Source organism: Paenibacillus sp. 32352, from assembly GCF_002042965.1.
Taxonomy (GTDB): Bacteria; Bacillota; Bacilli; order Paenibacillales; family NBRC-103111; genus Paenibacillus_S; species Paenibacillus_S vulneris.
The window spans coordinates 78485-102571 of record NZ_MZNT01000018.1; the positions used below are offsets into that span (position 1 = coordinate 78485).

Annotated in this window: 25 protein-coding genes; 18 read left to right on the forward strand and 7 right to left on the reverse strand. The window is 51.0% G+C overall.

Going from position 1 to position 24087, the window contains the following annotated elements:
- Nucleotides 1–81: 81 nt before the first annotated feature.
- Entirely contained in the window at nt 82–1263 is a 1182-nt protein-coding gene (locus tag B1728_RS31500) for an ABC transporter permease (protein WP_079914393.1), read from the reverse strand.
- Nucleotides 1263–2009 carry an ABC transporter ATP-binding protein gene (locus B1728_RS31505; RefSeq protein ID WP_079914394.1) on the reverse strand — a complete coding sequence of 249 codons (747 nt, stop codon included), beginning with the start codon at nt 2007–2009 and terminating at the stop codon, nt 1263–1265. The genes B1728_RS31500 and B1728_RS31505 overlap by 1 nt, the downstream gene beginning before the upstream one ends.
- Before the next feature lie 150 nt (nt 2010–2159).
- Between B1728_RS31505 and B1728_RS31510 the strand changes: the two genes are divergently transcribed.
- Entirely contained in the window at nt 2160–2444 is a 285-nt protein-coding gene (locus tag B1728_RS31510; RefSeq protein ID WP_144028074.1) for a hypothetical protein, read from the forward strand.
- Nucleotides 2445–2657: 213 nt separating this feature from the next.
- Here B1728_RS31510 and B1728_RS31515 read toward each other — a convergent pair whose 3' ends face one another.
- Nucleotides 2658–3965 carry a dicarboxylate/amino acid:cation symporter gene (locus B1728_RS31515; protein WP_079914396.1) on the reverse strand — a complete coding sequence of 436 codons (1308 nt, stop codon included), beginning with the start codon at nt 3963–3965 and terminating at the stop codon, nt 2658–2660.
- Nucleotides 3966–4242: 277 nt separating this feature from the next.
- On the opposite strand from B1728_RS31515, the gene B1728_RS31520 reads away from it, so the two are divergent.
- Both B1728_RS31520 and B1728_RS31525 read left to right on the forward strand, forming a co-directional pair.
- Nucleotides 4243–4446 (forward strand): copper ion binding protein, encoded by a 204-nt coding sequence (locus tag B1728_RS31520; RefSeq protein ID WP_079914397.1) that lies wholly within the window; start codon nt 4243–4245, stop codon nt 4444–4446.
- Nucleotides 4447–4758: 312 nt separating this feature from the next.
- A complete protein-coding gene (locus tag B1728_RS31525; RefSeq protein WP_079914398.1) occupies nt 4759–5529 on the forward strand; it encodes a class I SAM-dependent methyltransferase in 771 nt (256 codons plus the stop codon).
- Between the two features lie 51 nt (nt 5530–5580).
- Here the strand turns inward: B1728_RS31525 and B1728_RS31530 are convergent, their stop codons facing one another.
- The 3 genes from B1728_RS31530 to B1728_RS31540 form a co-directional block, all read right to left on the reverse strand.
- Nucleotides 5581–6315, reverse strand: coding sequence for a response regulator (locus tag B1728_RS31530; RefSeq protein ID WP_079914479.1), 735 nt, complete (start codon nt 6313–6315; stop codon nt 5581–5583).
- Nucleotides 6316–6365: 50 nt separating this feature from the next.
- On the reverse strand, nt 6366–7979 hold the full coding sequence (locus tag B1728_RS31535) for an ATP-binding protein (protein ID WP_079914399.1): 1614 nt from the start codon (nt 7977–7979) through the stop codon (nt 6366–6368).
- A 130-nt stretch (nt 7980–8109) separates the two neighbouring features.
- On the reverse strand, nt 8110–8523 hold the full coding sequence (locus B1728_RS31540; protein WP_079914400.1) for a hypothetical protein: 414 nt from the start codon (nt 8521–8523) through the stop codon (nt 8110–8112).
- 149 nt (nt 8524–8672) lie between these two features.
- On the opposite strand from B1728_RS31540, the gene B1728_RS35960 reads away from it, so the two are divergent.
- The 15 genes from B1728_RS35960 (at nt 8673) to phnE (B1728_RS31610) (ending at nt 22964) form a co-directional block, all read left to right on the forward strand.
- A complete protein-coding gene (locus tag B1728_RS35960) occupies nt 8673–8966 on the forward strand; it encodes a hypothetical protein (RefSeq protein ID WP_144028076.1) in 294 nt (97 codons plus the stop codon).
- A gap of 13 nt (nt 8967–8979) precedes the next feature.
- Nucleotides 8980–9789, forward strand: coding sequence for a YitT family protein (locus B1728_RS31545; protein ID WP_377739822.1), 810 nt, complete (start codon nt 8980–8982; stop codon nt 9787–9789).
- A 48-nt stretch (nt 9790–9837) separates the two neighbouring features.
- Complete coding sequence (locus tag B1728_RS31550) at nt 9838–10920, forward strand: DctP family TRAP transporter solute-binding subunit (protein ID WP_079914402.1); 1083 nt, start codon at nt 9838–9840, stop codon at nt 10918–10920.
- Nucleotides 10921–11191: 271 nt separating this feature from the next.
- The gene (locus B1728_RS31555; protein ID WP_079914403.1) at nt 11192–11998 is read left to right on the forward strand and encodes a uroporphyrinogen-III synthase; all 807 of its coding nucleotides are present in this window, start codon (nt 11192–11194) and stop codon (nt 11996–11998) included.
- 123 nt (nt 11999–12121) lie between these two features.
- Nucleotides 12122–13105 (forward strand): ABC transporter ATP-binding protein, encoded by a 984-nt coding sequence (locus tag B1728_RS31560; protein ID WP_079914404.1) that lies wholly within the window; start codon nt 12122–12124, stop codon nt 13103–13105.
- Nucleotides 13098–13868, forward strand: a complete 771-nt coding sequence (locus B1728_RS31565; protein WP_079914405.1) for an ABC transporter permease — start codon at nt 13098–13100, stop codon at nt 13866–13868. Before B1728_RS31560 ends, B1728_RS31565 begins: the two co-directional genes overlap by 8 nt.
- 488 nt (nt 13869–14356) lie before the next feature.
- Nucleotides 14357–14824, forward strand: coding sequence for a DUF6843 domain-containing protein (locus tag B1728_RS31570; RefSeq protein ID WP_079914406.1), 468 nt, complete (start codon nt 14357–14359; stop codon nt 14822–14824).
- Nucleotides 14825–14883: 59 nt separating this feature from the next.
- Complete coding sequence (locus B1728_RS31575) at nt 14884–15396, forward strand: GNAT family N-acetyltransferase (protein WP_079914407.1); 513 nt, start codon at nt 14884–14886, stop codon at nt 15394–15396.
- 415 nt (nt 15397–15811) lie between these two features.
- Nucleotides 15812–16774: an ABC transporter permease gene (locus tag B1728_RS31580; protein WP_483311001.1), complete on the forward strand. Its 963-nt coding sequence runs from the start codon at nt 15812–15814 to the stop codon at nt 16772–16774.
- Nucleotides 16775–16788: 14 nt separating this feature from the next.
- A complete protein-coding gene (locus B1728_RS31585) occupies nt 16789–17673 on the forward strand; it encodes a carbohydrate ABC transporter permease (RefSeq protein WP_079914408.1) in 885 nt (294 codons plus the stop codon).
- A gap of 81 nt (nt 17674–17754) precedes the next feature.
- Nucleotides 17755–19383, forward strand: a complete 1629-nt coding sequence (locus B1728_RS31590; RefSeq protein WP_079914409.1) for a type 2 periplasmic-binding domain-containing protein — start codon at nt 17755–17757, stop codon at nt 19381–19383.
- Nucleotides 19384–19612: 229 nt separating this feature from the next.
- The gene (locus B1728_RS31595) at nt 19613–20416 is read left to right on the forward strand and encodes a lipid II flippase Amj family protein (protein WP_179136281.1); all 804 of its coding nucleotides are present in this window, start codon (nt 19613–19615) and stop codon (nt 20414–20416) included.
- Nucleotides 20417–20608: 192 nt separating this feature from the next.
- Nucleotides 20609–21379, forward strand: coding sequence for a phosphonate ABC transporter ATP-binding protein (gene phnC / locus B1728_RS31600; protein ID WP_079914410.1), 771 nt, complete (start codon nt 20609–20611; stop codon nt 21377–21379).
- Nucleotides 21379–22173 (forward strand): phosphonate ABC transporter, permease protein PhnE, encoded by a 795-nt coding sequence (phnE, locus tag B1728_RS31605; RefSeq protein WP_079914411.1) that lies wholly within the window; start codon nt 21379–21381, stop codon nt 22171–22173. Before phnC ends, phnE (B1728_RS31605) begins: the two co-directional genes overlap by 1 nt.
- Nucleotides 22173–22964 carry a phosphonate ABC transporter, permease protein PhnE gene (gene phnE, locus B1728_RS31610; RefSeq protein WP_079914482.1) on the forward strand — a complete coding sequence of 264 codons (792 nt, stop codon included), beginning with the start codon at nt 22173–22175 and terminating at the stop codon, nt 22962–22964. Before phnE (B1728_RS31605) ends, phnE (B1728_RS31610) begins: the two co-directional genes overlap by 1 nt.
- Before the next feature lie 75 nt (nt 22965–23039).
- Here phnE (B1728_RS31610) and B1728_RS31615 read toward each other — a convergent pair whose 3' ends face one another.
- On the reverse strand, nt 23040–24008 hold the full coding sequence (locus tag B1728_RS31615) for a phosphate/phosphite/phosphonate ABC transporter substrate-binding protein (RefSeq protein ID WP_079914412.1): 969 nt from the start codon (nt 24006–24008) through the stop codon (nt 23040–23042).
- Nucleotides 24009–24087: the final 79 nt, after the last annotated feature.

Consider the following 24087-nt stretch of genomic DNA (forward strand, 5'->3'; position numbering starts at 1 on the left):
CCATTCCTTTCTTGTCTCGCGTTATTGCAGGTACATTATACGATAAGACGCCGGCAAACAACATCTATTTTTGTCAAAGCTCTATTTGTACCGATGATACAACCAGGACGCAGCTGCGGTTAGCAGGAACAAAGCGAGAGCCTCCAGCGGGGTCCGCAGGGTCCAGCACAGCGGAATGGCCAGCAGCAGAAGCATGGCAAGATGAAGGGTCCGGCGGACAGAGCTGACGGATCGCTGGAGAAGCCCGTCCGGCAAAGGATAGATGCGATGCCATATATGCACCCGGTAATATCGCTTCAAATCGGCCAGCTGCAGCGCTCCGAACAGCGCAAAGGCGAGATAAGCCGTGATCGAAGCCCATTCGCTGCGCAGGGAAGCGAGAATGACGATTCCCAAGACCGTAAGCCGGAAGGTAATTCCAAGCAGCTCGGAGCGAAGCCAGATCAGCGTATACATATACGTATACGAGGAAGAGGCCCGGAAAGGAATGAATTGCAGCCAGGATGTCGGGATGCGGGTATTTCTTGCTCTACCTTGCACCTGCGGTACGTCGATGAACCAGTTCAATATGCGGTACACGCCGGCGCGGTGCCGTTTCTCCCAATCGATCAGCAGCATCCAATGAACCACATATTTGCTTGGCACCCGAAGCAGAGCAAGGTAGGCGATGGAGCCTGCCGCAAGGACCATGACACTGTAGGGCAGCTTCCAGGTGATCATGCCGTATGCCGATATCGCCGTCCCTATCCAGCGCAGAAGCGCGAACCATCTTCTTGTGCCCGCCTCTTGAAGCTGCAGCTCGGCCCATTTGCCGTAAAGAATGACCCATTTGAACAGCAGCCAGATCACGAGAATCAGGAAGAACCGGGCTCCGCCGGACGCCGTCATTTTGGCATACAAAGGCCATACGAGCCCCCAGGCTGCTACGACGGCGGCGGATTGAAGCAGAAGCGCCTTTTGCATCGCAGCCTTCAAATAAGCGTTCATTCCGCGCTCATGAGGGAGCAGGAACAGAATGTCGGCATCCTGCAGATAGGTGCGTATTTTGCCGCCTGCAAGCGGCAGCAGCAGGACAGCTCCGCACACCAGCTCCCACGGAAATGCCGGCGTCACCCATCCGAGAAACAACCGGTATGCAATGGAAAAGAGCAGGAATGCGGCGACGGCAGACATAATCAGGCTTTGTAAAGCGTAATGAAGATAGGGACGAATTTCTTTAAGAAATTCGGCCGAACGGCGTTGGTACATGGCTTTCATATCCATCAGCGGTTTACGCCCCTTGTCACCAGGCTGCAGAATACATCGTCGAGCGGAGCAGATGGCATCCCCGCTGCCGTCTGCAGCGTCTCTACCGTCCCCGATACGATGAGCTTGCCTTGATGCATGACGAGAAATTCGTCGCAGTACCGTTCGATCGTTGCCAAGATGTGCGAGCTGATCAAGATGGCTGCTCCGCTCTGCTTGACAGTGACCATCAAATCGAGCAGAGACCTCATGCTGAGCGGATCCAGCCCGAGGAACGGCTCGTCGATGATGTACAGCTCCGGCTCTACGAGGAAGGCGCACAGGATCATCACCTTTTGCCGCATGCCTTTGGATAAATGCGAGGCCAAGCGGCCGGTCAAAGCGTCCATCTGGAATTGCTCCAGGAGCGGCTTGATCCGCTTCTGGAAGGAGCCCTTGTCTACGCCGTAGGCGCGGGCCGTCAGCTCCAAATGCTCCTGAACGGTCAATTCTTCATATAAGAGCGGGCTTTCCGGAACATAGGCGAAGGTTTGGCGGTACTGCTCCTGCGATTCGGCCAGCGTTTTTCCTTTTAGACGAATTTCCCCTTGATGGGGCTGCATGAGTCCAAGAATGTGCTTGATCGTCGTGCTTTTGCCGGCGCCGTTCAAGCCGATGAGTCCGACCATTTCCCCGGGCTGCACCCGGAAATTCAGATCATGCAGAACAGGCTGCTGGCGGCTGTAGCCTCCGGTTACGTGATCTACTTCCAATATCGGTTGCATGCGATATCCCCCCTGAATAGGCTTGTATCTTATAAGACTAGCGGAAATGGACACTTATTTCCAGTCGGTGAAGGATATGATCTGATGATTATGACGAGGAGGAATGTTCACACCCTAGCGAAATTATACTAAATAATGGAAGGGGGTGAAATGATGAAACTGAAAAGAATAGCAGCTGCTTTATTTGCTTTGACCATGTTTGCGACGTCGGCCGTGCCGGCCTTTGCCGACGGCCGCTGGCAATGTCCCGGATGCACCTGCAATCAATACAAATATTTTGTAGACATTGATCTTGTCAATTGGTCTGGCACAACGCCGATCGGAACCTTGGGTCCCTACGATGATTACACCTCGGCTAAAGCGGCGGCCGACAATTATCTCTACTATTATCCCGAATACAAGGCCGATATTTATGACGCGCAATATTGCTCCTAGCAGAATGGAGAGGGGAGAGCCCCTCTCCTTGCTTCTGTCAAGAAACCTTATAATCTGAAAAATCGCTTTGGTACTTCGGCAGGTATGCTCTTCCGGCTGCTTTCCGGCTAGTACCTGAGCCTGGCTTCTTCCTGCTTTATGGGGTTATTTTGCTATGATCATAAAGAACCCCCCAATGTCCCGAAGGAAATTGAGGGGTTAAAGAAGTCCAGCTTACGCTTCCGTTGCTCCTGCAAGCTTGCTGTCATTAGCGGTGAAGCCGCTGCTCTCAGGCGTAACGGACGGTTCCGCGAGACCGAACTGCTTTTCGCTCTTCGCAATAACGACGGTCGCTACACTGTTCCCGATCAGATTGGTAATGGCACGCGCTTCGGACATGAAACGGTCGACACCGAGCAGCAGCGCCATGCCTTCGATAGGAATGACATTCCCCGGAACGGCTGACAAGGTTGCGGCGAGTGTGATGAAGCCGGACCCGGTAACGCCTGCCGCGCCTTTGGAGGTGAGCATCAGGATGCCCAGCACGGTCAAAATTTGAACCCAGGTCAGCTCGACGCCATAAGCTTGAGCGATGAACAAAGCCGCCATGGACAAGTAAATCGAGGTTCCGTCCAGATTAAAGGAATAACCGGTAGGAACGACAAGGCCGACAACAGACTTGGAGCAGCCGTATTTCTCGAGACGCTGCATTAAGCGGGGAAGAGCAGATTCGGATGACGAAGTGCCGAGTACGAGCAAAATCTCTTCTTTAATGAATTTCAGCAGGTTAAAGATGCTGAAGCCGTACAGCTTGCCAATGGCACCAAGGATGATAACAACGAACAGGAACATCGTAATGTAGACGGAGCCCATCATTTTGCCTAGCGAGAACAGGGAACCGATACCGAATTTGCCGATCGTGTAGGCCATGGCTCCACCTGCGGCAAATGGAGAGAAGCGCATGATGATGCCGACGAGCCGGAAGAAAATATCGTTCACTTTCTCGAAGAAAACGGTTACCGGTTTGACTTTATCTCCCAATCCTGCCATGGCTAAGCCGAACAGAACGGAGAAGAACAGGACGGGCAGCATTTCCCCCTTGGCCAAGGCGCCGACAGCGCTGTCAGGAATGATGCTGAGGACGAAATCCATAAAGCCGTGAGGCGTTTCCGCCGCTTGCTTGGCGTATTTCGCTACATCCGCCGCATTTTTGCCGACGTTGCTGATATCCATGCCGGAGCCGGGCTTGATAATGTACATAACCGCAATCCCGATAGCCATCGCGAACGTCGTTACGAGTTCAAAGTAGATCAGGGCCTTACCGCCGATGCGGCCGATTTTCTTCATATCGCCCATATTGGCGAAGCCGATGACGATGGTGAAGAAGACGATGGGAGCGATGATCATTTTGATCAGTTTGACGAATATATCGCCCAAGACCTTGAGCTGAACCCCGAAGGCCGGGAACAGTTGACCGATCAAAATACCGATGACGATGGCAATCAGCACTTGAACGGTCAGGTTTTTAAAGTTGATTCTCATAAGTACCCCTCTTTCATGCGGGAGCCCGCCGTTATGATTATTAATGGGAAGCGGCTTATTTCGGAGCTTTGGGCGCTTCACGAAACGTTGTAGCCGTTTACATTCCCTTTCAAAGTTTGCTTCTGTAGGCCTTATGTTATCGCTTACAACAGGAAATGTGAATCATTTGACCATATTGGTGCTTTTGGTCTTTTTGGTCTTAAGGAAGGTATAAAGGAACAGTAATTGACATACCCTATGGGGGTATATTATAATCAATTCGAGAGGAGTGATTAGAATGCAAACCATTACGTTGAAGGTGGAAGGGATGTCCTGCAACCACTGTGTAAACTCTATAGAAGGCGCATTAAAGGAGATTGGAGCTAACGGCAGCGTGAGCTTGCCGGACAAAACCGTGACCGTTTCCTATGATGAGAAGAAGTTGAACGAAACGGCCATTAAAGAAGCAATTGAAGATCAAGGGTACGATGTGGTGAAATAACCTTGTATACAAGAACGCAGGCGGGAGCGGATTGCTCTGGGGCCTGCGTTTTTTTTATGGACTATACCATTATAGATTTCGGGGCACGCCACAAAAGAAGCAGCTGAGCCCGTTTCTAAGCCATGGTCTCCCTTTTGTGGGGTTTATTTGTGTTTCCATAGATAGGCAGATTACATAAGAAGGCTTCCTAGTAAAATTGGGCTTGTGCCACATCTTTACAAACCACAGCCAATGCGATATTTTTATAGTATCATCTCATTATTCAAAACTAAGTTTCATCTAATGAAACTAAATGGAGAGGCGGGATTAGGTATGGATATCAAGGAGCAGGTGAAGGCGCAATTCGGAGCAAATGCGGCCAAGTATGTGAGCAGTCCGCGTCATGCATCAGGTCATGATTTGACTCTGCTAGGGGATTGGGTCAAGGAGGAGCAGGCTCAATCCGCACTGGACATCGCTACAGGAGGAGGGCATTGCGCGCTCGCATTGGCCGGGGCGGTTCGGGAAGTGACGACGCTGGATATGACGCCGGAGATGCTGCGGGAAGCAGAGGCGTTCATCCGCAGCAAAGGCGCGGTTAACGTAACCTATGTACAGGGTGATGCGGAGCATCTGCCTTTTGAGGATGAGTCGTTCGATCTGGTAGCGTGCCGTATTGCCGCTCACCATTTTCCCGATGCAGACCGGTTTGTTGAGGAGGCCGCTCGCGTGCTGAAACCGCGCGGATGCTTTATGCTGATGGATAACGTGGCTCTGGAGCCGGATCTGCTCGACACGCTGTATAACGACGTGGAAAAGCGGAGAGATCCGAGCCATTTTCGCGCCTGGAAAAAGACGGAGTGGGTTCGGCGGACGGAAATGGCCGGGCTGCGGCTAGAGCAATTGCAGCAATCGGATAAACCTTTTGCTTTCGAGTCGTGGTGCGCCCGCATGAACGTCCCTAAGGATGTACAGGATCAGTTAGAGGCGGATATGCTGGGCTGGCCGGCGGAGGTAAGAAAGCAGCTGGGAGTGCGTAGCGAGGGTGGCAGGCTTAAGGAGTTCGTTGGGAGCTATATGATGCTCAAAGCAAGGAAGGTCTGATTCATCCGGGGCAGTCCATAGGGGCGGCCTTGCGGCAACCAAGAACCGCCTCTATCGGGAGGCCAGCACATATTTATTGACCGGGCGGCCTACCCCGTATTGCAGGTCAAGACGGACCTTTCCGGTCTTCTCCAGGTACTCAAGGTATCTTCGGGCGGTCACCCGCGCAATGCCGACCCCTTCCGCGACTTCCTCTGCCGAGAGCGGGCTGGGCTGCTGTACGAGAAATTGGACGATTTGCTTCATCGTGACGGCCTGCAGCCCTTTGGGCAGCTCGGCTGCCGACAGCCAGGCGTCTGCGGTGGGGGTATGCTTGCCAGCCGACGCTGCTTCCGAAGCAGCCGGAGGACGGTCGCTTCCCCGTTGAAGCATGCGGTCCAGCTCGCTTTGCGAAATCGTGCCGCTATGCTCCAGCGCCAGCTTCATCCTGCGGTAATGCTCCAGCGCTTGCCGGACCCGTTCAAATTTAAACGGTTTCATGATATAGTCTACGGCGCCGTATTGAAGCATCCGCTGAATCGTTTTTTGATCATTGGCCGCACTGATGACCATCACATCCACAGCGAGCTGCTCCTGCCGGATTTGCGTCAGTGTCTCGATGCCGTCCTGCTGGGGCATGTAGATGTCCATAATCACAAGATCCGGCTTCAGCTCCCGGATGCGCTCCATGCCTTCCGTGCCGGTGCCGGCAACCCCTGCTACGGCGAAGCCCTCGACCTGCTCCACGAACTGCCGGTTCACCTCCTGTACCATAAGGTCATCTTCTACTAACAGCACCTGAAATATCTTTGTCATAGGGTTCTCCCGCCTTCCTCCAATCATCATCATCTGGTTTCTTATGAATCGGAGCTTTCCGATGGGGCTCCTGGGTCTCTGCTGTGCGGCTTCATCGGGAATGAAATAAGAAAGCTGGTCCCCTCACCCGGAACCGAATCGACATGGATCGTGCCTTCGCCTTTTTGCACAATACCGGCGATAAGATACAGACCGATGCCGCGGCCGCTTACTCCCTTCGTGGTGAATCCCTGCTTGAAGATCTGGTCGCGGATATGAGGATCGATGCCGACGCCGTTATCCTCCACCAGGATCGAGAGCACCTCGTCGTCCTGTTCAATGCTGACGAAGATTCGCTTCTCCGTACGCGATACGGACTGCAGGGCGTCAAATGCATTCTCGAGCAAATTTCCTAACAATATGACGAAATCATGATGATCCAGCAGTCTCGGAAAATGCTCAAGACGGCTCTGCCGGTCTACTTCGACCTGAATGCCGAGCTCACTGCCCCGGCTGATCTTGCCGAGCAGCAGCCCGGTTACGCTGTCATTCTTGAGCTTCTGGCTCAGGAAGCGGGTCAGCTCTTCCTTTTCTTCGGAAATTTCGAATAAATAGGCCAGCGCCTTCTCTTTATTACCCAGCTGAATGAGCCCGCCGATAGTGTGCAGCTTATTCATATATTCATGACTCTGCACCCGCAGCGCATCGACGAACGCCTTGACCCCGGTCAGCTCCTCGGCGATCCGCGTAACCTCGGTGCGATCCTGAAAGATCGCTACCGCACCGACGGTCTGATCGTTCACTGTTATAGGAACACGGTTGCTCATGATGAGTGTAGTGCCGAACAACAACTCCTGATTGTATACAGGATGATTCATTTCGAGAATTTCCGGCAGCCTGGTGTCCGGCAGTACGTCGCGGATCGGCTTGCCGATAACGTCTCCCTCAATCTTCATGATCTGCTTCGCTTTATCATTAAATATCGTAATCCGCTCATCCTTGTCAATGGCGATGATCCCTTCGTGCATGGCATGGAACGTCGCCGTGCGTTCAACGAGAATGCGGGCGATTTCATGGGGCTCGAGCTCGAACATCTGCTTCTTGATGTGCTGTGCGAGCTTCCATGACCACCATATGCCCGGCAGCAGCGACAGCAGCACAATGACGTAAGCCTGCCCGCTCAGATTGAGCAGCACCTGTCCGATGGTCGGCATGATCTGCCCGACCAGCACGACGCCGACCTGTACATGGTCGGCATTCATTACCGGCACGAAAGCGCGCAGTGCCGTGCCGAGCTCACCCTTTGCCTTGGACACGTACGTGTGCTCGGCAAAGGCGGATCCTTCATCGGCACTGAGCGAGGGCGTGCCGATTTTGGATTGAACCGGGTGCGAGAGCCTCACCCGGTTCATGTCCATCACGACGATGTAGGTCACGTCGTTGATGATGCGAATGCGCTCCGCGGCCTCCTGAATGGCCGCGGGATTATCGCCGGCCGTCACCTCGGGCAGCTGCGCTACCGTTCGCGCCGTAACCAGGAGCCGGCGGCTGGTCTCCGTCTCGTTCAGGCTGATGATGGTCCCCACGAGTATCGTTCCCCCGATCATCAGCGAAAAGAGCACGATACACGAGGACAGAATGGCGATTTTGCCGTTGATTTTCAGACGATGCAGCATGAGGAATGGCGAGGCTCCTTCCGGCAATGTATACCTACCATCATACAATACGAAGGAGGATTGAGAAACCCGTGTCCTTTAGGATCGGATAGGTGAACAGGTCATTCAAGAGTGGCAGAAGGGCATCCCATTACTTGCTGCCCTGGCTGCCTCCGGAGCTGCCGCCCGATTTTCCGCCCGACCTTCCCCCGGATTTTCCTTGGCCTTCTTCTCCGGACTTTCCGCCCTTCTCCTTCTCTTTCTCCTTCGAGGTACCGGATTGCTGACGCGATTTTTGCAGCTTTTTGAGCTGCTCTTTATCCGCCTTTCTGATTTTTTCCGCTTCCTCATACTCATGCTGCTTGATTTGTTTATACATGTTCATCTGCTCACGCAGCGCCGAATCAACCGGCTTTTGCTGCTGAGTGCTTTGTGCCTTCTGCTGTCCTTTTCCTCCTGAGCTGCTTTTGCTCTTGCCTCCGCAGGCTGACAGCTGGAACGCCATCAGGAAGCAGAGCAGAACACAAAGACAACTTTTTATGGCATAAAAACGGGATGGTTTCAACGGTTACAGCCCCTTTCATTTGATGAAATTAGGTTGTCCCTAAACTTGGCAGTTCATTTATTTGCTGATTTTTTTGATTTTTTGTATACAAATGAATACAATTATAGTGTGAAGAAACAATCATTCTTACCGGGAGGGGTAACAACGTTATGGCGGAAACGTACCGCAAGTCCAAAATCGAACATTATCTTGATCGGTTGCTCGTGCGCAAGCAAGCGCTGATAAGGCAGCTGGAGCTCCATGAGCTTGAGCAGTCAAAGGAATTTATCCGCGGACAGCTTGCAGCAACAGACATGATTATTTGGGAGCTTGCGGTTGAGTTCGATTTAACCGACCAACTAATCGAAGGGGGAAGAGGAAATGTCAGCGAACGTTGTGCAAAAAAGTCAATCGGAGCCCACACTTCCGCATCACTCCAGGGCCACTCGGCTCCAACTAATTAGAAGAGCTTTTTTCATGCTCCTGGGGGCAGCCTTAGTTTCTGTAGGACTAGAAATATTTTTAGTGCCGAATAATATTATTGACGGCGGTGTCGTAGGGATATCGATTATTTTGTCCCATCTTACCGGAATTCCGCTTGGTGTCTTTTTACTGCTGGTTAACATGCCGTTTTTGTTTCTAGGCTATAAGCAAATCGGAAAAACCTTCGCAATTTCCACTTTGATCAGCGTATTCTTCATGTCCGTCGGGACATGGCTGCTTCATCCTGTGCCACCGCTTACTATTGATCCACTGCTTGCGGCAGTGTTCGGCGGCATTATCGTCGGGATAGGCGTAGGGATGGTAATCCGTTCCGGCGGCTCTCTCGATGGCACGGAAATCGTTGCAATTCTCCTCAACAAGAAAACTCCATTTTCCGTAGGCGAAGTCGTTATGTTCTTCAACCTGTTTATTCTCGGCAGCGCAGGCTTCGTGTTCGGCTGGGATCATGCCATGTACTCTTTGATCGCTTATTATATTGCTTATAAAATGATCGACATCACCATTGAAGGCTTCGACGAATCCAAATCGGTTTGGATCATCAGCGATAATTACAAGGCTATCGGGGATGCGCTGCTCAGCCGTCTGGGCCGGGGCGTAACCTATTTGAACGGGGAAGGCGGATTTTCCGGCGGGGAAAAGAAGGTCATCTTCTGCATTATTACCCGGCTGGAGGAAGCCAAGCTGAAATCGATCGTAGAGGACCACGACCAGAACGCGTTCTTAGCCATCGGCAATATCCATGACGTCAAGGGCGGTCGGTTCAAGAAAAAGGATATTCACTAGCGAAGCAGCGGTCTATCGTATCTAAAACGGGAAGCAAGGAGTCGCATCATGAGATCCTATTGGAGTATCGCGCTGATGGTTGCCGCGGGAATGGCTGCGGCGGTGCTGATAGGGTTTTACCCTATGCTGTCGCAAGCGCCGGCTGCCTATGATGATGAGCAGGAAGGGTTCGATACCCAGCTTGTGATCAAGTTCAGCCATGTCGTCGCGGAGAATACCCCCAAGGGGCTGGCTGCTCAGGAATTTGCAAGACTGGTGAAGGAGAAGACAAACGATCGTGTCAAGGTAGAGGTTTATCCGAACGGGGTGCTTTATTCGGAGGTGGATGAGATCGATGCGCTGCAGCAGGGCAGCGTACAGATGATCGCTCCGTCCTTCCCGAACCTGTCGGAATTGCTGCCATCGTGGATGGCTCTCGATTTGCCCTTCGCTTTTCCAACCAATGAAGCGGTGCAGGAAGCCTTTCAGGGGGAGATCGGATCGACGCTATTCGGACAGCTGGAGCGGGTTAACATGGTGGGCATGGCGTTTTGGGGCAACGGATTCAAGCAGCTTACAAGTAACATTGGGCCGATCGTTCATCCTTCGGACCTAAGGGGTCAGCATTTTCGGACGATGCGCAGCAAGCTGTTGGACGCGGAATTTCGTTTGTTTGATATGCGGACGACGGAGATGCCGTTTAATCAAGTGTACCGTAATCTTGAGAACGGCACTGTGGATGGTGGCGAAAATTCGATCTCCAATATTTACACGAAAAAGTTTTACCAGGTTCAAAAGTATTTGACGATCAGCAACCATGGTTATCTCGGCTATGCCGTCCTGATGAACCGGACATTCTGGAAGAAGCTCCCCGCCGACATACAGCAGCAGATTGAAGAGGCAATGGAGGAGACGACGGAATGGGCCAACCAGAACGCCATTCTAATGAATCAAAAGCAGCTTGAGGAAATCAGGAACGAATCCCGGATACAGATATACACATTGAGCCCGGAGGAGCGTAAAGAGTGGATGAACGCATGGGAGCCGATCTATACCCAGTATGAATCTTATATCGGGACTGAGCTTATCAAGAAGATCAGGAAGCTTCAGCAAAAATACAGCGAATATGCTCCGGCGCCGGCAGCTTCATAGGTTCAGCCCTCGTGCCGCAAAAAGTCAGACCGCTCTGTCGGCTGGCTTTTTTGGGGCTTCCGCGAAAGGTATGGAATCCAGGGCCCGCTGCAAGCCCTATACCTGAACTTTATGCTTTAATTTCTGTCAAAATATACGTAATTAACATAGCATAAGCTTTGCTTATGGATTTGATAAGCAGTTTTTGGTTGTAAATAACGAACTTCTGCGATATAGTACAACTAATTCGATATGAAATAACGCAATAATAGATAGAACAGGGAGAGAAGAGATGCGCAGGTTGGAAGGGAAACGGATAGCGATCACCGGGCCGAGAAAGGCCGCGGAAATGAGCGTGATCGTCGAGAAGATGGGAGGCGTCCCGCTGGTACGTCCGGCGCAAGGCACAGTGGCGCTTGAGCAGGAGAAGGTGGGAGCCCAGTTAAAGAAGCTGCTGGAGGAAGGCAGCGACTGGATTATTTTCACCACCGGAGCCGGTACGGAGCTGTTGTACCAAACGGCCGAGAGCATCGGTGTGGCCGATGCATTTTTGGACTGTCTGCGCCAAACGAATATCGCCGCGCGCGGCTACAAAACGGTAAAATACTTAAAAACGCTCGGTCTGACACCCAAGGTTCGGGATGACGACGGAACGACGAGAGGAATCGTCCGGGCGCTTCAGCCGTATCCGATGCAAGGGCAGCGCGTAGCGCTTCAGCTGTACGGCGATCATGCTCCACAGCTGGTCCATTGGCTCAAGGAGCAGGGAGCCGAATATTATGAGATTCTGCCTTATTTGCACGTTCCCCCTGAACTGGGTGTGGTGGATACGCTTCTCACCGAAATCGTAAGAGGAGAAGTGGATGCGGTGACCTTCACAAGCACCCCGCAAGTTCGCTTCCTGATGCGCTACGCTCGGGAAAAGGGGCTGGAGGAGTCGATCCTCGAGGCCTTCCGGGAGAATACGGTAGCCGTAGCCGTCGGGAAGGTGACGGCCGAAGCGCTTCGTGATGAGGGGATCGAGCGGGTCGTGGCGCCCGAGGAAGAGAGAATGGGCAGCATGATGGTTGCTCTGGCGCAGTATTACGAGCAAGAATAGTATTGCGCCGCATGGTTTGGTCAAAACTAAAGGGTATGGTATACTTTTCCTACAAAGTGACCATACCTTTTTTTGCCGTGACTCCGCCATGTGCGGCCATTCTTTTTTTCTTTTGGAGGCCTAATGAATACCATTCCTGTAGTGCAGCTTCGAGATGTAACCAAACGCATCGGCTCCAAGACGATTGTCGACCATTTATCGTTTGATGTCCTTCCGGGAGAAGTGTTTGGCTTCCTCGGGCCTAACGGGGCCGGCAAAACAACGACCATTCGGGTGATGGTCGGGCTGATGTCCTTGTCCGTCGGGGAAGTGCTGATCAAAGGCCTCAGCATCAAGAGCCGGTTTGAAGAGGCGATGATGCATGTTGGCGCTATTGTAGAAAACCCGGAATTTTATAAGTTTATGACCGGCTACCAGAACCTGCAGCATTTTGCCCGGATGATTCCGGGAATTACGGAAGAGCGGCTGCAGGAAGTGATTTCGCTGGTTAAGCTGGAGCACCGAATTCACGACAAGGTGAAAACCTATTCGCTCGGGATGAGGCAGCGTTTGGGCGTAGCCCAAGCCATTCTGCACCGTCCCTCCGTATTGATTTTGGATGAGCCGACGAATGGCCTAGATCCCGAAGGCATAAGAGAGCTGAGGGATTATTTGCGCCGGCTGTCGCAGAAGGAAGGCATCGCCATTATCGTATCGAGCCATCTGCTGTCGGAGATGGAGCTGATGTGCGACCGGGTCGCCATCATTCAGAACGGAAGGCTGCTGGATGTCCGATCCTTCAAGGAGGCACAATCGGGGCCCGGCATGCTGGAAGTGGTGCTGGAGGTTGACCGTCCGGATGAGGCGGCGAGAGCGGCATCCGATCTGTTAGGAGAAGGGCACGTACAACCGTATGCAGCCTCACCGTCTGAGAACGGCGGTGCCGAAGAAGGAGCTTCTGCCAAGACGGACGGGATCTTGACGGTACAGCTCGGCAGCCGGGAGGAGATTGCCAAGCTCAATGAGCGTCTGGTCTCTGCAGGGATTCGCGTATACGGAATCCGTACCCAGAACAAATCTCTGGAAGAGCAGTTCCTGGAGGTAACAAGGGGGAATCAGATTGTCTAATTTTTTGAATCTCGTCCGAAACGAACAAATGAAAATATACAGCCGGCTTCGCACATGGATCATGCTCGGAATCATTCTGATTTTCGTCGTTTCAATGGCGTTTATGCTCAAATATGTCATTGAGAGCGGAATAGACCATGCATTCTCTTTCATGGTGATGTCCACGGGCTTAAGCTGGCTGGTGTTCCTGTTTTCGATTATTATCGCGGGAGATATCGTCGCTTCCGAATTTACATGGGGGACCATTAAGCTCCTGCTTATCCGCCCGGCAACAAGAAGCAAAATTTTGGCTTCCAAGTACGTATCTGTAGTACTTGCATTAACCGCCTTTACGCTGTTTTTGCTCATCATATCCTATTTTGTCGGCCTGCTGTTTTTCGGCTTGAGCGGAGCTGCATCCGATGCGGAGTCCTTCCCGCGCATTATGCAGGCCTACGGCATCAAGTGGATTGACCAGCTCATGTACGTGACGCTGGCATTCATGATTTCGGCCGCCTTCCGCAGCAGCTCGCTTGCTATCGGGTTATCCATCTGCTTAATGCCTACGGCCGATACGATCGTGATGGTGCTCGCCCAGTTCAAATATACCTGGGTCAAATACATCCTATTCGCGAATACGAACTTATCGCCTTATCTGCTGGGGGGCAAACCTCCGGTTGCCGGCATGACGCTGGGGTTTTCGGTTACCATGCTTATTCTTTACTGGCTATTGTTCTATGCTGTGTCCTGGCTCCTGTTTACCAAAAGGGACGTAGCGGGTTAGCTTGACTCCATAACATTGTTTAAAGCAGCTAGGCAAACAGCGCTCTTGAAGCGTAAATGCCCTGGCTGTTTTTATATGGCAATACCTATATTAAAGAAGAGAAGTAATATCATCGGCACCTTAACAGGGTGATGGTAACGTATATCAGTAAAATTATATTAATTGTACCGCTCCCCCACATCATTAGGTGTGGGGGTTTTTCTTCAAATTCGAATGGCCAAACCCGGAAATGGGGAAATCAAAGATGATATGAGTCGTACTATTATTACTTTCGATGATAGTCTACTGTGTTATTGCTCTTATGATGCAGTTCGTTGAACTATTTATAAGTGATATGGTTCACGTTAGCAAGTTCATTCACATGCCGAAAGAGGAGGCGGGGGCTCAAATTATCTTGGAATTTGTAAAGTATCATCGTGACGAAGAATTCCATTCACTGTAAGCTTTCGATATACTAAGTGGTAATTCGCTAAGGAAAGGATGAAATTATGTTAAATAGGGGGAGATATTCCAATTTTTTTATTATATTCATCATTGCAATAGTAACGGTTTGCATTGTGGCAGTCGGACTTTTTTTATTAAACCAATCCACAGAGAATCCTACACATAAGTTCTTATTGACAAAAGGGTTTACAGGATGGGTTGAGGTTACATACGAACAACCCGGTTCTCCTGCTTTAAAAGAAGAGGGTGGCACTTTAATCTATGAGGTCCCGCCATCTGGGAAAGTAATGACTTCAAGCAAGAATGTTTCAGGGCCAATGGTTTTATTTTATGTTGAGCAAGATGGTCGACAAGTTAAAGTTCCAACAAATGTGCCAATGATCCATGATCAAGGTACATCTGGGGGAGGGAAAGTTGGATCCGATGGCCAAACGGAAAAAATTCCTGAAAAACTTACCTTCTTTGTAGGAACGGAAGAACAATGGCGAGAAGCGAAGCAAAAACGCCCCTGAAGCTCCGTTAGCTTTGCGCCGCAACGGAGGTACGGGGGAATAAACGGAGGGATAAACAGATGAATAAAAACGGTCAATATCATGTGCGTCCTTATCAGGCCGAAGATCGGGCAGCTTGCGAGGCTATATTCGATAGTAACACTCCGCTTTACTTTGCATATGAGGAGCGTAAAGATTTTGGTTCTTTTCTCAATGAGCTGAAGGTGCCGTATTTCGTCGTGGAAGAAGACGAAGGCGCAATTGTCGCTTGTGGCGGTTACGCGGCAAATAAAGAAGATTATACTGTTGCGGTGCTTTGCTGGGGCATGGTCCTGCGGGATGTCCATCACCGCGGAATCGGCCGTCAGCTTCTGGCCGAGCGGCTGCGTCGAATTGCGGTCGAATCGCAGTTTGCCTCGGTGAAGATCGAGACTTCACAATACAGTCGCGGTTTCTTCGAACGTTTCGGATTCATTGCAGGACGTATTGTCCAGAACGGTTTTGCTCCAGGTTTGGATCTTGTGGAGATGAAACTTGATCTTACTCAGTACAGGATGGAATGTCGCGGCACCCGGGAATGCAGATTTCCTTGATTTCAAACCGGATCCTTTTCTTCCCCGCCCTGCTACTTTTAATTGTTTCGAATTGGCTTGTGCCCTATGTAGACTTATTAACTCAATTATCATTGATAGGCAAAAAGCCCATCTTTACCGTTTATTAACACGGGCCTAATATTCCGATAACGATCCGGAGGTAAGCTTGAACTACAGGGAATGAGAACAAGGCGTAACGGATTCCAAAGGGAATCGTCAGGAAGCGAGATTCTCATCTTGGACAATCATTTCAAATTTTCATAAAACAAACGATTGGGTGGAGACTCTGAGAAAACCCAAAAGGAAACCGGCGCAGCGTTTTCGTACGAAAACAGCTTGTTTACTTTTGATTTTCCCAGGGTCTTATTTGCTTATCCCAACGGTGAACGGTTTTTTGGCAAAAGGGGGAAGAGGCTTGGAACATGTACAACCAACCCGGGTACTGGGTACGGCGGCAAGCAAACATAAGCATCGGAGCAGGGCGCTGAGGGCGATCATCCGCCATTGGCAGCTCTATTTGCTTATCACGCCGGTGCTGGTCTATTTCATCGTATTTCACTATTTTCCTATGTACGGAGTACAGATCGCTTTCAAGGATTTTATAGCTACCAAAGGGATCGGAGGCAGTCCTTGGGTCGGATTTAAGCATTTTCTCCGATTTTTCGACAGCTACTTCTTCTGGCGGCTGCTGAAAAATACGCTCGGCATTAGCTTATACGAGCTGGCCGTCGGGTTTCCGGTGCCGATCGTGCTTGCTTTGCTAATTAATGAGGTGCGGCACAGTGGGTTTAAAAGATGGGTGCAGACAGTAACCTATGCGCCGCACTTCCTGTCTACCGTCGTGCTTGTCGGTCTCGTTATCATGTTCCTGTCACCGACCAGCGGTATCGTCAATACGATGATCCAAGCCTTCGGCGGCGAGCCGATATCCTTCATGACCAAGCCCGAATGGTTCAAAACGATCTACGTCTTGTCCGGTGTGTGGCAGCAAATGGGCTGGAGCTCGATCATCTATTTGGCGGCTCTCGCCGGCATTGATCCCGGGCTCCATGAAGCCGCCAAGGTCGACGGGGCAACGCGGCTGCAGCGCATTTGGCACATTAATCTGCCCGGCATTATGCCGACGGTCGTCATTCTGCTGATCCTGAACATCGGCAGCTTGATGGGGGTCGGATTCGAGAAGGTGTTCCTGATGCAAAATTCGCTCAATAACGAAAGCTCGGATGTGATTTCTACCTATGTATACCGGAGCGGGCTGCTTGGCTCACAATACAGCTTCGCTGCGGCAGTAGGACTGTTCAACTCCGTTGTTAACTTTATCCTGCTGCTGACCGTGAACCGGATCGCTAAGGCAGTGAATCAGGCCAGCTTATGGTGAAGGGGAGGAGCCTCATGGCAAATGGCAGTATAGGAGACAAGTGGTTCGAAGCGTTCGTTTACGCATTGTTAGCCGCAGTCACCGTTGTGGTGTTGTATCCGCTCGTATTTGTGCTCAGCGCCTCGATCAGTAATCCCGAGAACGTATTGAACGGGGAGATGTGGCTGTGGCCGAAGGACCTGAGCTTTGTCGGCTATCAGAAGGTGCTGGAAAACCAGGATTTGCTTCGAAGCTATTTGAATACGATCATTTACACGGCGGCAGGCACCTCTATCAATCTCGTCATGACGATTATGGCGGCCTATCCGCTCTCGCAAAGAAGCTTTTACGGACGCAACGTCATCACGGCGATGCTTGTCTTTACGATGTTTTTCAGCGGCGGCTTAATCCCCTCCTATATGCTGGTCAAGCAGCTCGGAATGCTGAATTCCATGTGGGGGCTGATCATTCCGGGGGCCGTCTCCGTTTGGAACATCATCATTATGCGCACCTTTTTCCAGAGCAGCATTCCCGGAGAAATTCTGGAGGCCGCGTCTATTGACGGCTGCTCGGACTGGAAGACGCTGTGGCGGATCGTGCTGCCCTTGTCGATGCCCATTATGGCGGTTATGGTGCTCTTTTATGCGGTCGGGCACTGGAATGCGTACTTTAATGCCATGATCTATTTGACGGATCGCAGCTTGTATCCGCTGCAGCTGCTTCTCAGGGAAATTCTCGTTCAAGGTGAAATGGAGCACATGGTCAATGTAGGGGACAGCTCGCACGCCAAAACGATCATGGATCAGGAGGCAGTCAAATATGCCGTTGTTGTCGTAGCGAATTTGCCGATCCTGCTGCTGTACCCGTTTCTGCAAAAATATTTTGTAAAAGGCATTATGATCGGTGCGCTTAAAGGGTGAATGCATATTCAACTAAGGCTTTTAAGGGACAGGTTCCCTTTTGGCATATAGAGAAAAGATTAACGGGGAGGAACTATACGGATGAAATGGACGAAACTAACGGCGCTGACAGTGGCGTCGGCTGTGGCCGTAAGCCTTACAGCGGGCTGCAGCAATACGAAGGATGCAGGCAAGCAGGCAGAGAGCAAAGAGTCAGCAGCCCCCAACGTGAATAAGACCGGTTTGCCTATCGTCAACCAGCCGATCGAGCTGACCTTCTTCACGGGACTTGCCGATACGAATGGCAGTAACAGCTTCGAAGAGAGGCTCGTGTGGAAGGAATACGCCAAGATGTCGAATGTGAAGGTCAACTTCCAGTTCGTTCCCTTCAGCAGCCTGACGGAGAAGCGGAACCTGTCGCTGGCCAACGGCGATTACCCCGATGCGTTCTATTCGGCACGCGTTCCCGCGTCGGATCTGATGAAATACGGCAGCCAAGGCGTATTCGTCAAGCTGAACGATTACATCAACGACTATGCGCCGAACCTGAAGAAGCTGATGGATAAATATCCGGACTTGCGCAAAGCATTGACGATGCCGGACGGCAATATTTACTCGTTCCCTTCTTTTTACAGCCCGGAATTTTTGCCGATGCTGATCGGTACGCCGCTGTGGGTCAAGAAGGACTGGCTCGATAAATTGAACATGAAGGAGCCTCAGACGACGGAGGAGCTGTACGCGTATCTGAAAGCTGTGAAATCTACGGATCTGAACGGGAACGGTCAGCCGGACGAAATTCCATACAGCGGTACCGGCATCGGTCCGTTGATTGATCAAGTCAAGGGAGCATGGGGTGTAGGCAATCGAGGATTGGGGCATAAATTCGTCGATGTGGATCCGAAGACGAACGAGCTTCGCTTCTTCCGTTTGACCCAGAACTACAAGGAAGTGCTGCAATATGTCAACAAGCTGTATATGGAAGGCTTGATAGACAAGGATATTTTCACGCAGAACGGCAATGCGCTTTATGCCAAGGGAGCCAAGAACGTGCTCGGCTCAACGATCAACCCGAATCCGAAGACCCAGTTCAACGGGGATGGCTATTTTGGACTCGGCGCGCTGAAAGGACCTCATGGGGACCAGATGTACACGCACATCAAAGTTCCGATGGTGTGGCCGGGTGCTTTTGTCATAACGGATAAGAACAAAAATATCGAGGCTACCATCCGGTGGATGGATCACTTCTTCAGCGACGAAGGCGCGCAGTTTTACTTCATGGGCGTCGAAGGGACAAGCTACACCAAAACGGCTGACGGCAAGCTCGAATACAACGATGAAATCAAGAAAAATCCGAACGGCTTGACGATGGACCAGGCGTTAACGAAGTATGTGACGTGGATGGGCGGAAGCTATCCGGGCTACGTGCAGGAGAAATATTTCAAAGGCTCGGAGACGCTGCCGGAATCGATAGAGGCCGGGAAGAAAGCTCAGCCTTATGCAATCAAGGATCTATGGTACAACTTCAACTTCACCGATGCGGAGAACGAGTACATGAGCACTAAAGGCTCGGATATTCAGACGTATATCGGCGAGATGGAATCCAAATTGATTACCGGCGCCGCCTCCTTCGACGAGTGGGATAAATATGTGGCAACGGTCAATGGCATGGGTGTCGACCAATATTTGAAAACGTACAAGGCCGCTTACGATCGTTATAATAAAAGCAAATAAGGCAATATTATTCAGAAGACCCTCCACGCTCAAAGCGGCTGGAGGGTTTCACGTTTTTTACGTTGCAAAACCGATTGTTGTTCAACGCCATTTTTCTTGTTTTTTTTCGTACCGTATAGTGTAAGATCATTCTTAACGACGGAGATTCTGTTTGTGTGACTCTTCTGTTGAATGGCCAATGGCTTCTTAATAGAATGGACGGAATCGGCAAAATGCCTGGAGGGATGGCATGATTTTGGACAAAGTAATCTGGGTGGCAGTGTTAACGCTGATCATCCATGCGGTAGAAACGTTGTCTTACAGCATTCGGCTGGCTGGTGTTCGGACAGGCAAGCTGGCCGTCGCCTTGTCGCTGACGGGAATGATCGTGCTGCTCTCGCGCACGTCGAATCTTATCCAGGGCCCCATGATGGGAGGCGTCATCGATCAGGCCAAGCGCGATCCCGGCGTTTCCCTGGAAGCTCAAATGCACATCATGATTGCCGGTGCGTCGCTTGGCACTCTGCTGGCCATCTTGTTATTCCCTACAGCGGTCCGTATAGCGGTGAAGCTGATCGCCCGGCTTGAAGTGACCGGGTCCTTGCCCCGCCTGGTGCTGGATTCCGTATCCTTTCGCAGCTTGAAATACGCAGGCCGCCAGTTCAAGCTCCCGACCTGGGAGATGATTTCCCGCCTTCGTGTCGGAGGGGTGCCGAAGCGTCTTCTGCTGCTGAACATGTTCGTCACCGGCTTTTATACCGTCGGGGTATTGTCAGCGCTGTACGCTTCGTTTCTTAGCCCCGGGCACAGTACGGCTGCCTCCATGTCGTCGGGCCTCGTGAACGGCGTCGCAACGATCCTGATGACCCTGCTGGTCGACCCGCAGGTCGCTCTGCTGACCGATCGGGCAATGACCGGAAAGGCCAGCATGGCCTCCATCAGCAAAATGTACGGGTGGCTGATGTTTTCGCGGTTTTGCGGCACATGGCTTGCCCAATTGCTGCTGGTTCCCTGTACGATGCTCATTCAGTGGATGGTCCCATTCTTTTCATAAATAGGTCGAAAGTACCGGTTGATGCGCTGATCCAAAACGCTTGGGGAGGCGTACTTTTTGTGGAGATTGGGGGAAAATGAGCAGACAATATTGAGGAAATATATAGATTTCAATGGAAAAAAGGAATACGGGCTTTCATGTCGAATGTATCGAATGTTAGTCATTTTATACTAGAGGAGAAACGCCTATCCTATGATTGAATTTCAAAATGTTTCCAAGGTTTATCCCAATGGTACCGTAGGTTTAAAAAATATTAACCTCACCATCCAACCGGGTGATTTTGTCGTTATCGTAGGTCTGTCCGGTGCAGGAAAGTCGACGCTGCTGCGCTCGATGAACCGGCTGCATGAAATTACCGACGGTCAAATTTTGATAGACGGCAAGTCCATCACGGCTGCCCGTGGGGCTGAGCTTCGCCGCATGCGCCGCGATATCGGTATGATTTTCCAAAGCTTTAACCTGGTCAAACGGGTATCCGTTTTGCGTAATGTTCTCTCCGGCCGGGTGGGCTATCACTCTACATTTAGAACCATTCTTGGTCTGTTTCCCAAAGAGGATATTGAGCTTTCCCTCAAAGCGCTGGAGCGCGTTAACATTCGCGAGAAAGCATACGCCCGCGCAGACGAGCTCTCCGGCGGCCAGCAGCAACGTGTATCCATTGCCCGCGCTTTGGCACAGGAAGCCAAAATTATTTTGGCTGACGAGCCGGTAGCTTCCCTGGACCCATTGACGACCCGGCAGGTTATGGATGACTTGAGACGGATCAATCAGGAGCTTGGCATCACTACGATTGTAAACCTTCACTTCATTGACCTGGCGAGAGAGTATGCAACTCGAATTATCGGCTTGCGGGCAGGGGAAGTCGTGTTTGACGGACCGGTTTCGGAAGCTACCGACGAGAAATTCTCGGAAATCTACGGCCGCGCGATCAAGAAAGACGAGCTGCTGGGGGTGGAAGGCTAATGACCGCATCCGAGCAACGCGGGAAGCAGCTTCAAAAGCCTTCGTCTTTAAAGCCTGCCCTTTCCGTCATCTTCATTCTGCTGCTTTTGTTCGGCAGCGCAATTCGAACGGACGCTTCTCTCGTAGAGCTTATTCAAGGTATTCCCGAGATGGGAAAGCTGTTCCAGGAGATGTATCCTCCCAATTGGAGCTACCTGAGTACGGTCATTGACCCGATGATAGAAACGATTCGAATGGCTATTATCGGAACGGTGGTAGGTTCCTTGCTTTCTATTCCCGTCGCATTTTTGGCAGCACGCAATGTAACGCAAATTCCTGTGCTGAGCGCCCTGGCCCGGTTCATTCTGAACCTGGTTCGGACCATTCCAGACCTTATGTATGCAGGCGTCTTTGCTGCTATCGTAGGCTATGGGATGCTGGCAGGAACGATCGCTCTTGCGTTCTTCTCCTTCGGTTTAGTGTCCAAGCTGACTTACGAATCGATTGAATCCATTGACCCCGGCCCTCTGGAGGCTATGACGGCTGTCGGCGCCAACAAGCTGCAATGGATCAACTTTGGGGTTGTGCCGCAAGTCACGGCTCAATTTGCCGCCTACGTGCTTTACACGTTTGAAGTGAATGTGCGTGCCGCTGCGATCTTGGGCTTTGTCGGAGCCGGCGGTATCGGATTGATTCTGCAAAGAACATTGGACCGTCTCCGTTATGATCAGGCAGCAACGATCATTTTGTTCACGCTCGTGGTCGTGCTTGTGATTGATTATATTAGTACTAAGTTACGGGAGAAGCTGCTATGATGAATACGGATAAAAAGAACATCGGCGAACGAGTTCGTTATTGGTCGATTTGGATCGTTGTCATTATTATTTTGGTGTGGGCCTTTAAGGGCATCGAGTTTACGGGCATTAAAGAAACGGCGGGTCAAGTATCGAAGGCGATCTTCAAAGGCATTTTCCATCCGGATTGGGGCTTTGTCTATTTACCTGAAGGGGAGGACCTGCTTCGCGGATTGCTGGATACGGTAGCGATCGCCATCCTGGGTACATTCATTTCGGCCGTTCTCTGTATTCCTTTTGCATTCTGGGCCGCTACGGCCAAGGGCAAATCGCGCTGGGCGGTAGGCAGCGGGAAGTTTATGCTGAGCTTGATCCGTACCTTCCCTGAGGTGGTTATGGCAATCATCTTCATTAAAGCGGTAGGTCCAGGATCTTACGCCGGTGCGCTCGCGCTGGGGGTTCACTCTATCGGGATGCTGGGTAAGCTGTATTCGGAGGCCATCGAGAATTTGGATCGGGGTCCGCAGGAGGCTCTTGTCGCTTGCGGTGCCAACAAGCTTCAAACGCTGTGGTTTGCGGTCATTCCGCAGGTGCTTCCCGACTTTTTCTCCTTCGCATTGTATCGGTTCGAAATTAATATTCGTTCCGCTGCCATCCTGGGGGTTATCGGTGCCGGTGGTATCGGTACGCCGCTTATCTTCGCATTGGAAGCCCGCAGCTGGTCTCGGGTCGGCATTATCCTGCTTGGCGTTATTGTCATGGTAACGGTGATCGATATTATTTCCGGGTATATTCGTAAGAAACTGGTGTAATAAGCATCAGCAAGAAACCAAATAAGGCAAAAAAAGAAGTGGTCAGGAATTCCTGGCCACTTCTTTGTACTTGTATTACTTACCGCCCATTTGCTTGTTAGCATCACGAACGACGTTGAATTTGGAGTCGTCGGAAGTTGTGTAACCGCGGTGGGAGTAAACATCATAAATGATTTGTTGACCTTGAGGGTCTTTACCGATAGCGATGAACGCATCCGCGATTTTTTTGCGCCATTCCGGATCCATATCGTTACGAACACTGATTGTATCGTTAGGGATTGGAGCGGTGAAGAACAACACGCGTGTTTTGGAGAATACGTCTGGAACGTCTTTCATTACCGTTGTACGAGCATCTTGGAAAATGGCGGCTGCGTCCACTTCGTTGTTCAGAACAGCCAGAACGCCTTTGTCATGACCTTTAACGGTGATCCCTTTTACGTCTTTATCAGGGTCGAGCTTGTTTTTCTTAAGCTCAAGACCCGGGTAGATGTAGCCGGCGGAGGAAGTAACGTCCTGCCAAGCGACTTTTTTATCTTTCAAATCAGCAATAGTCTTGATTGGGGAATCGTTTTTCACGATAATCATAGATTTGTACGAATCTACAAGCTTCGTTTTGTCTTCTTGACCTGTAGCGTCGTCAACGCCGTAACGTTGTGCTTGAAGCAGCAAGTCAGCCGCTTTCTTCTCATCGTGGGCTAATACATAGCCGGTTGGAGGAAGGAAGCCGATATCGACTTTCTTGGAAGCCATAGCTTCGATAATCGTGTTGTAGTTAGTGGAGATAGAAACCTTAACAGGAATACCGAGTCTGTCTCCCAGCAGTTTCTCAAGCGGCTTCGCTTTAGCTTCCAAAGTTTCTGCGCTTTGGGAAGGAACGAATTGAACCGTCAGCTCTTTAGGAACATAACCCTTTGTTGCTGTTTCCGTTTTTCCTTTGTCTGTTGGCGCAGGTGCAGCCGGAGTTTGATCTTTCTTAGCACAGCCCGCTGCAATACCTGCAGATAGCAGAAGCGATAAGCTGATTGCCGCTACTTTTTTAAGCATTTTTTTTGACCTCCCGTTAATTATGGAATGGAATCCATGATCTACTATAGCATAATATGTCCATTTCTACAGTAAAAAA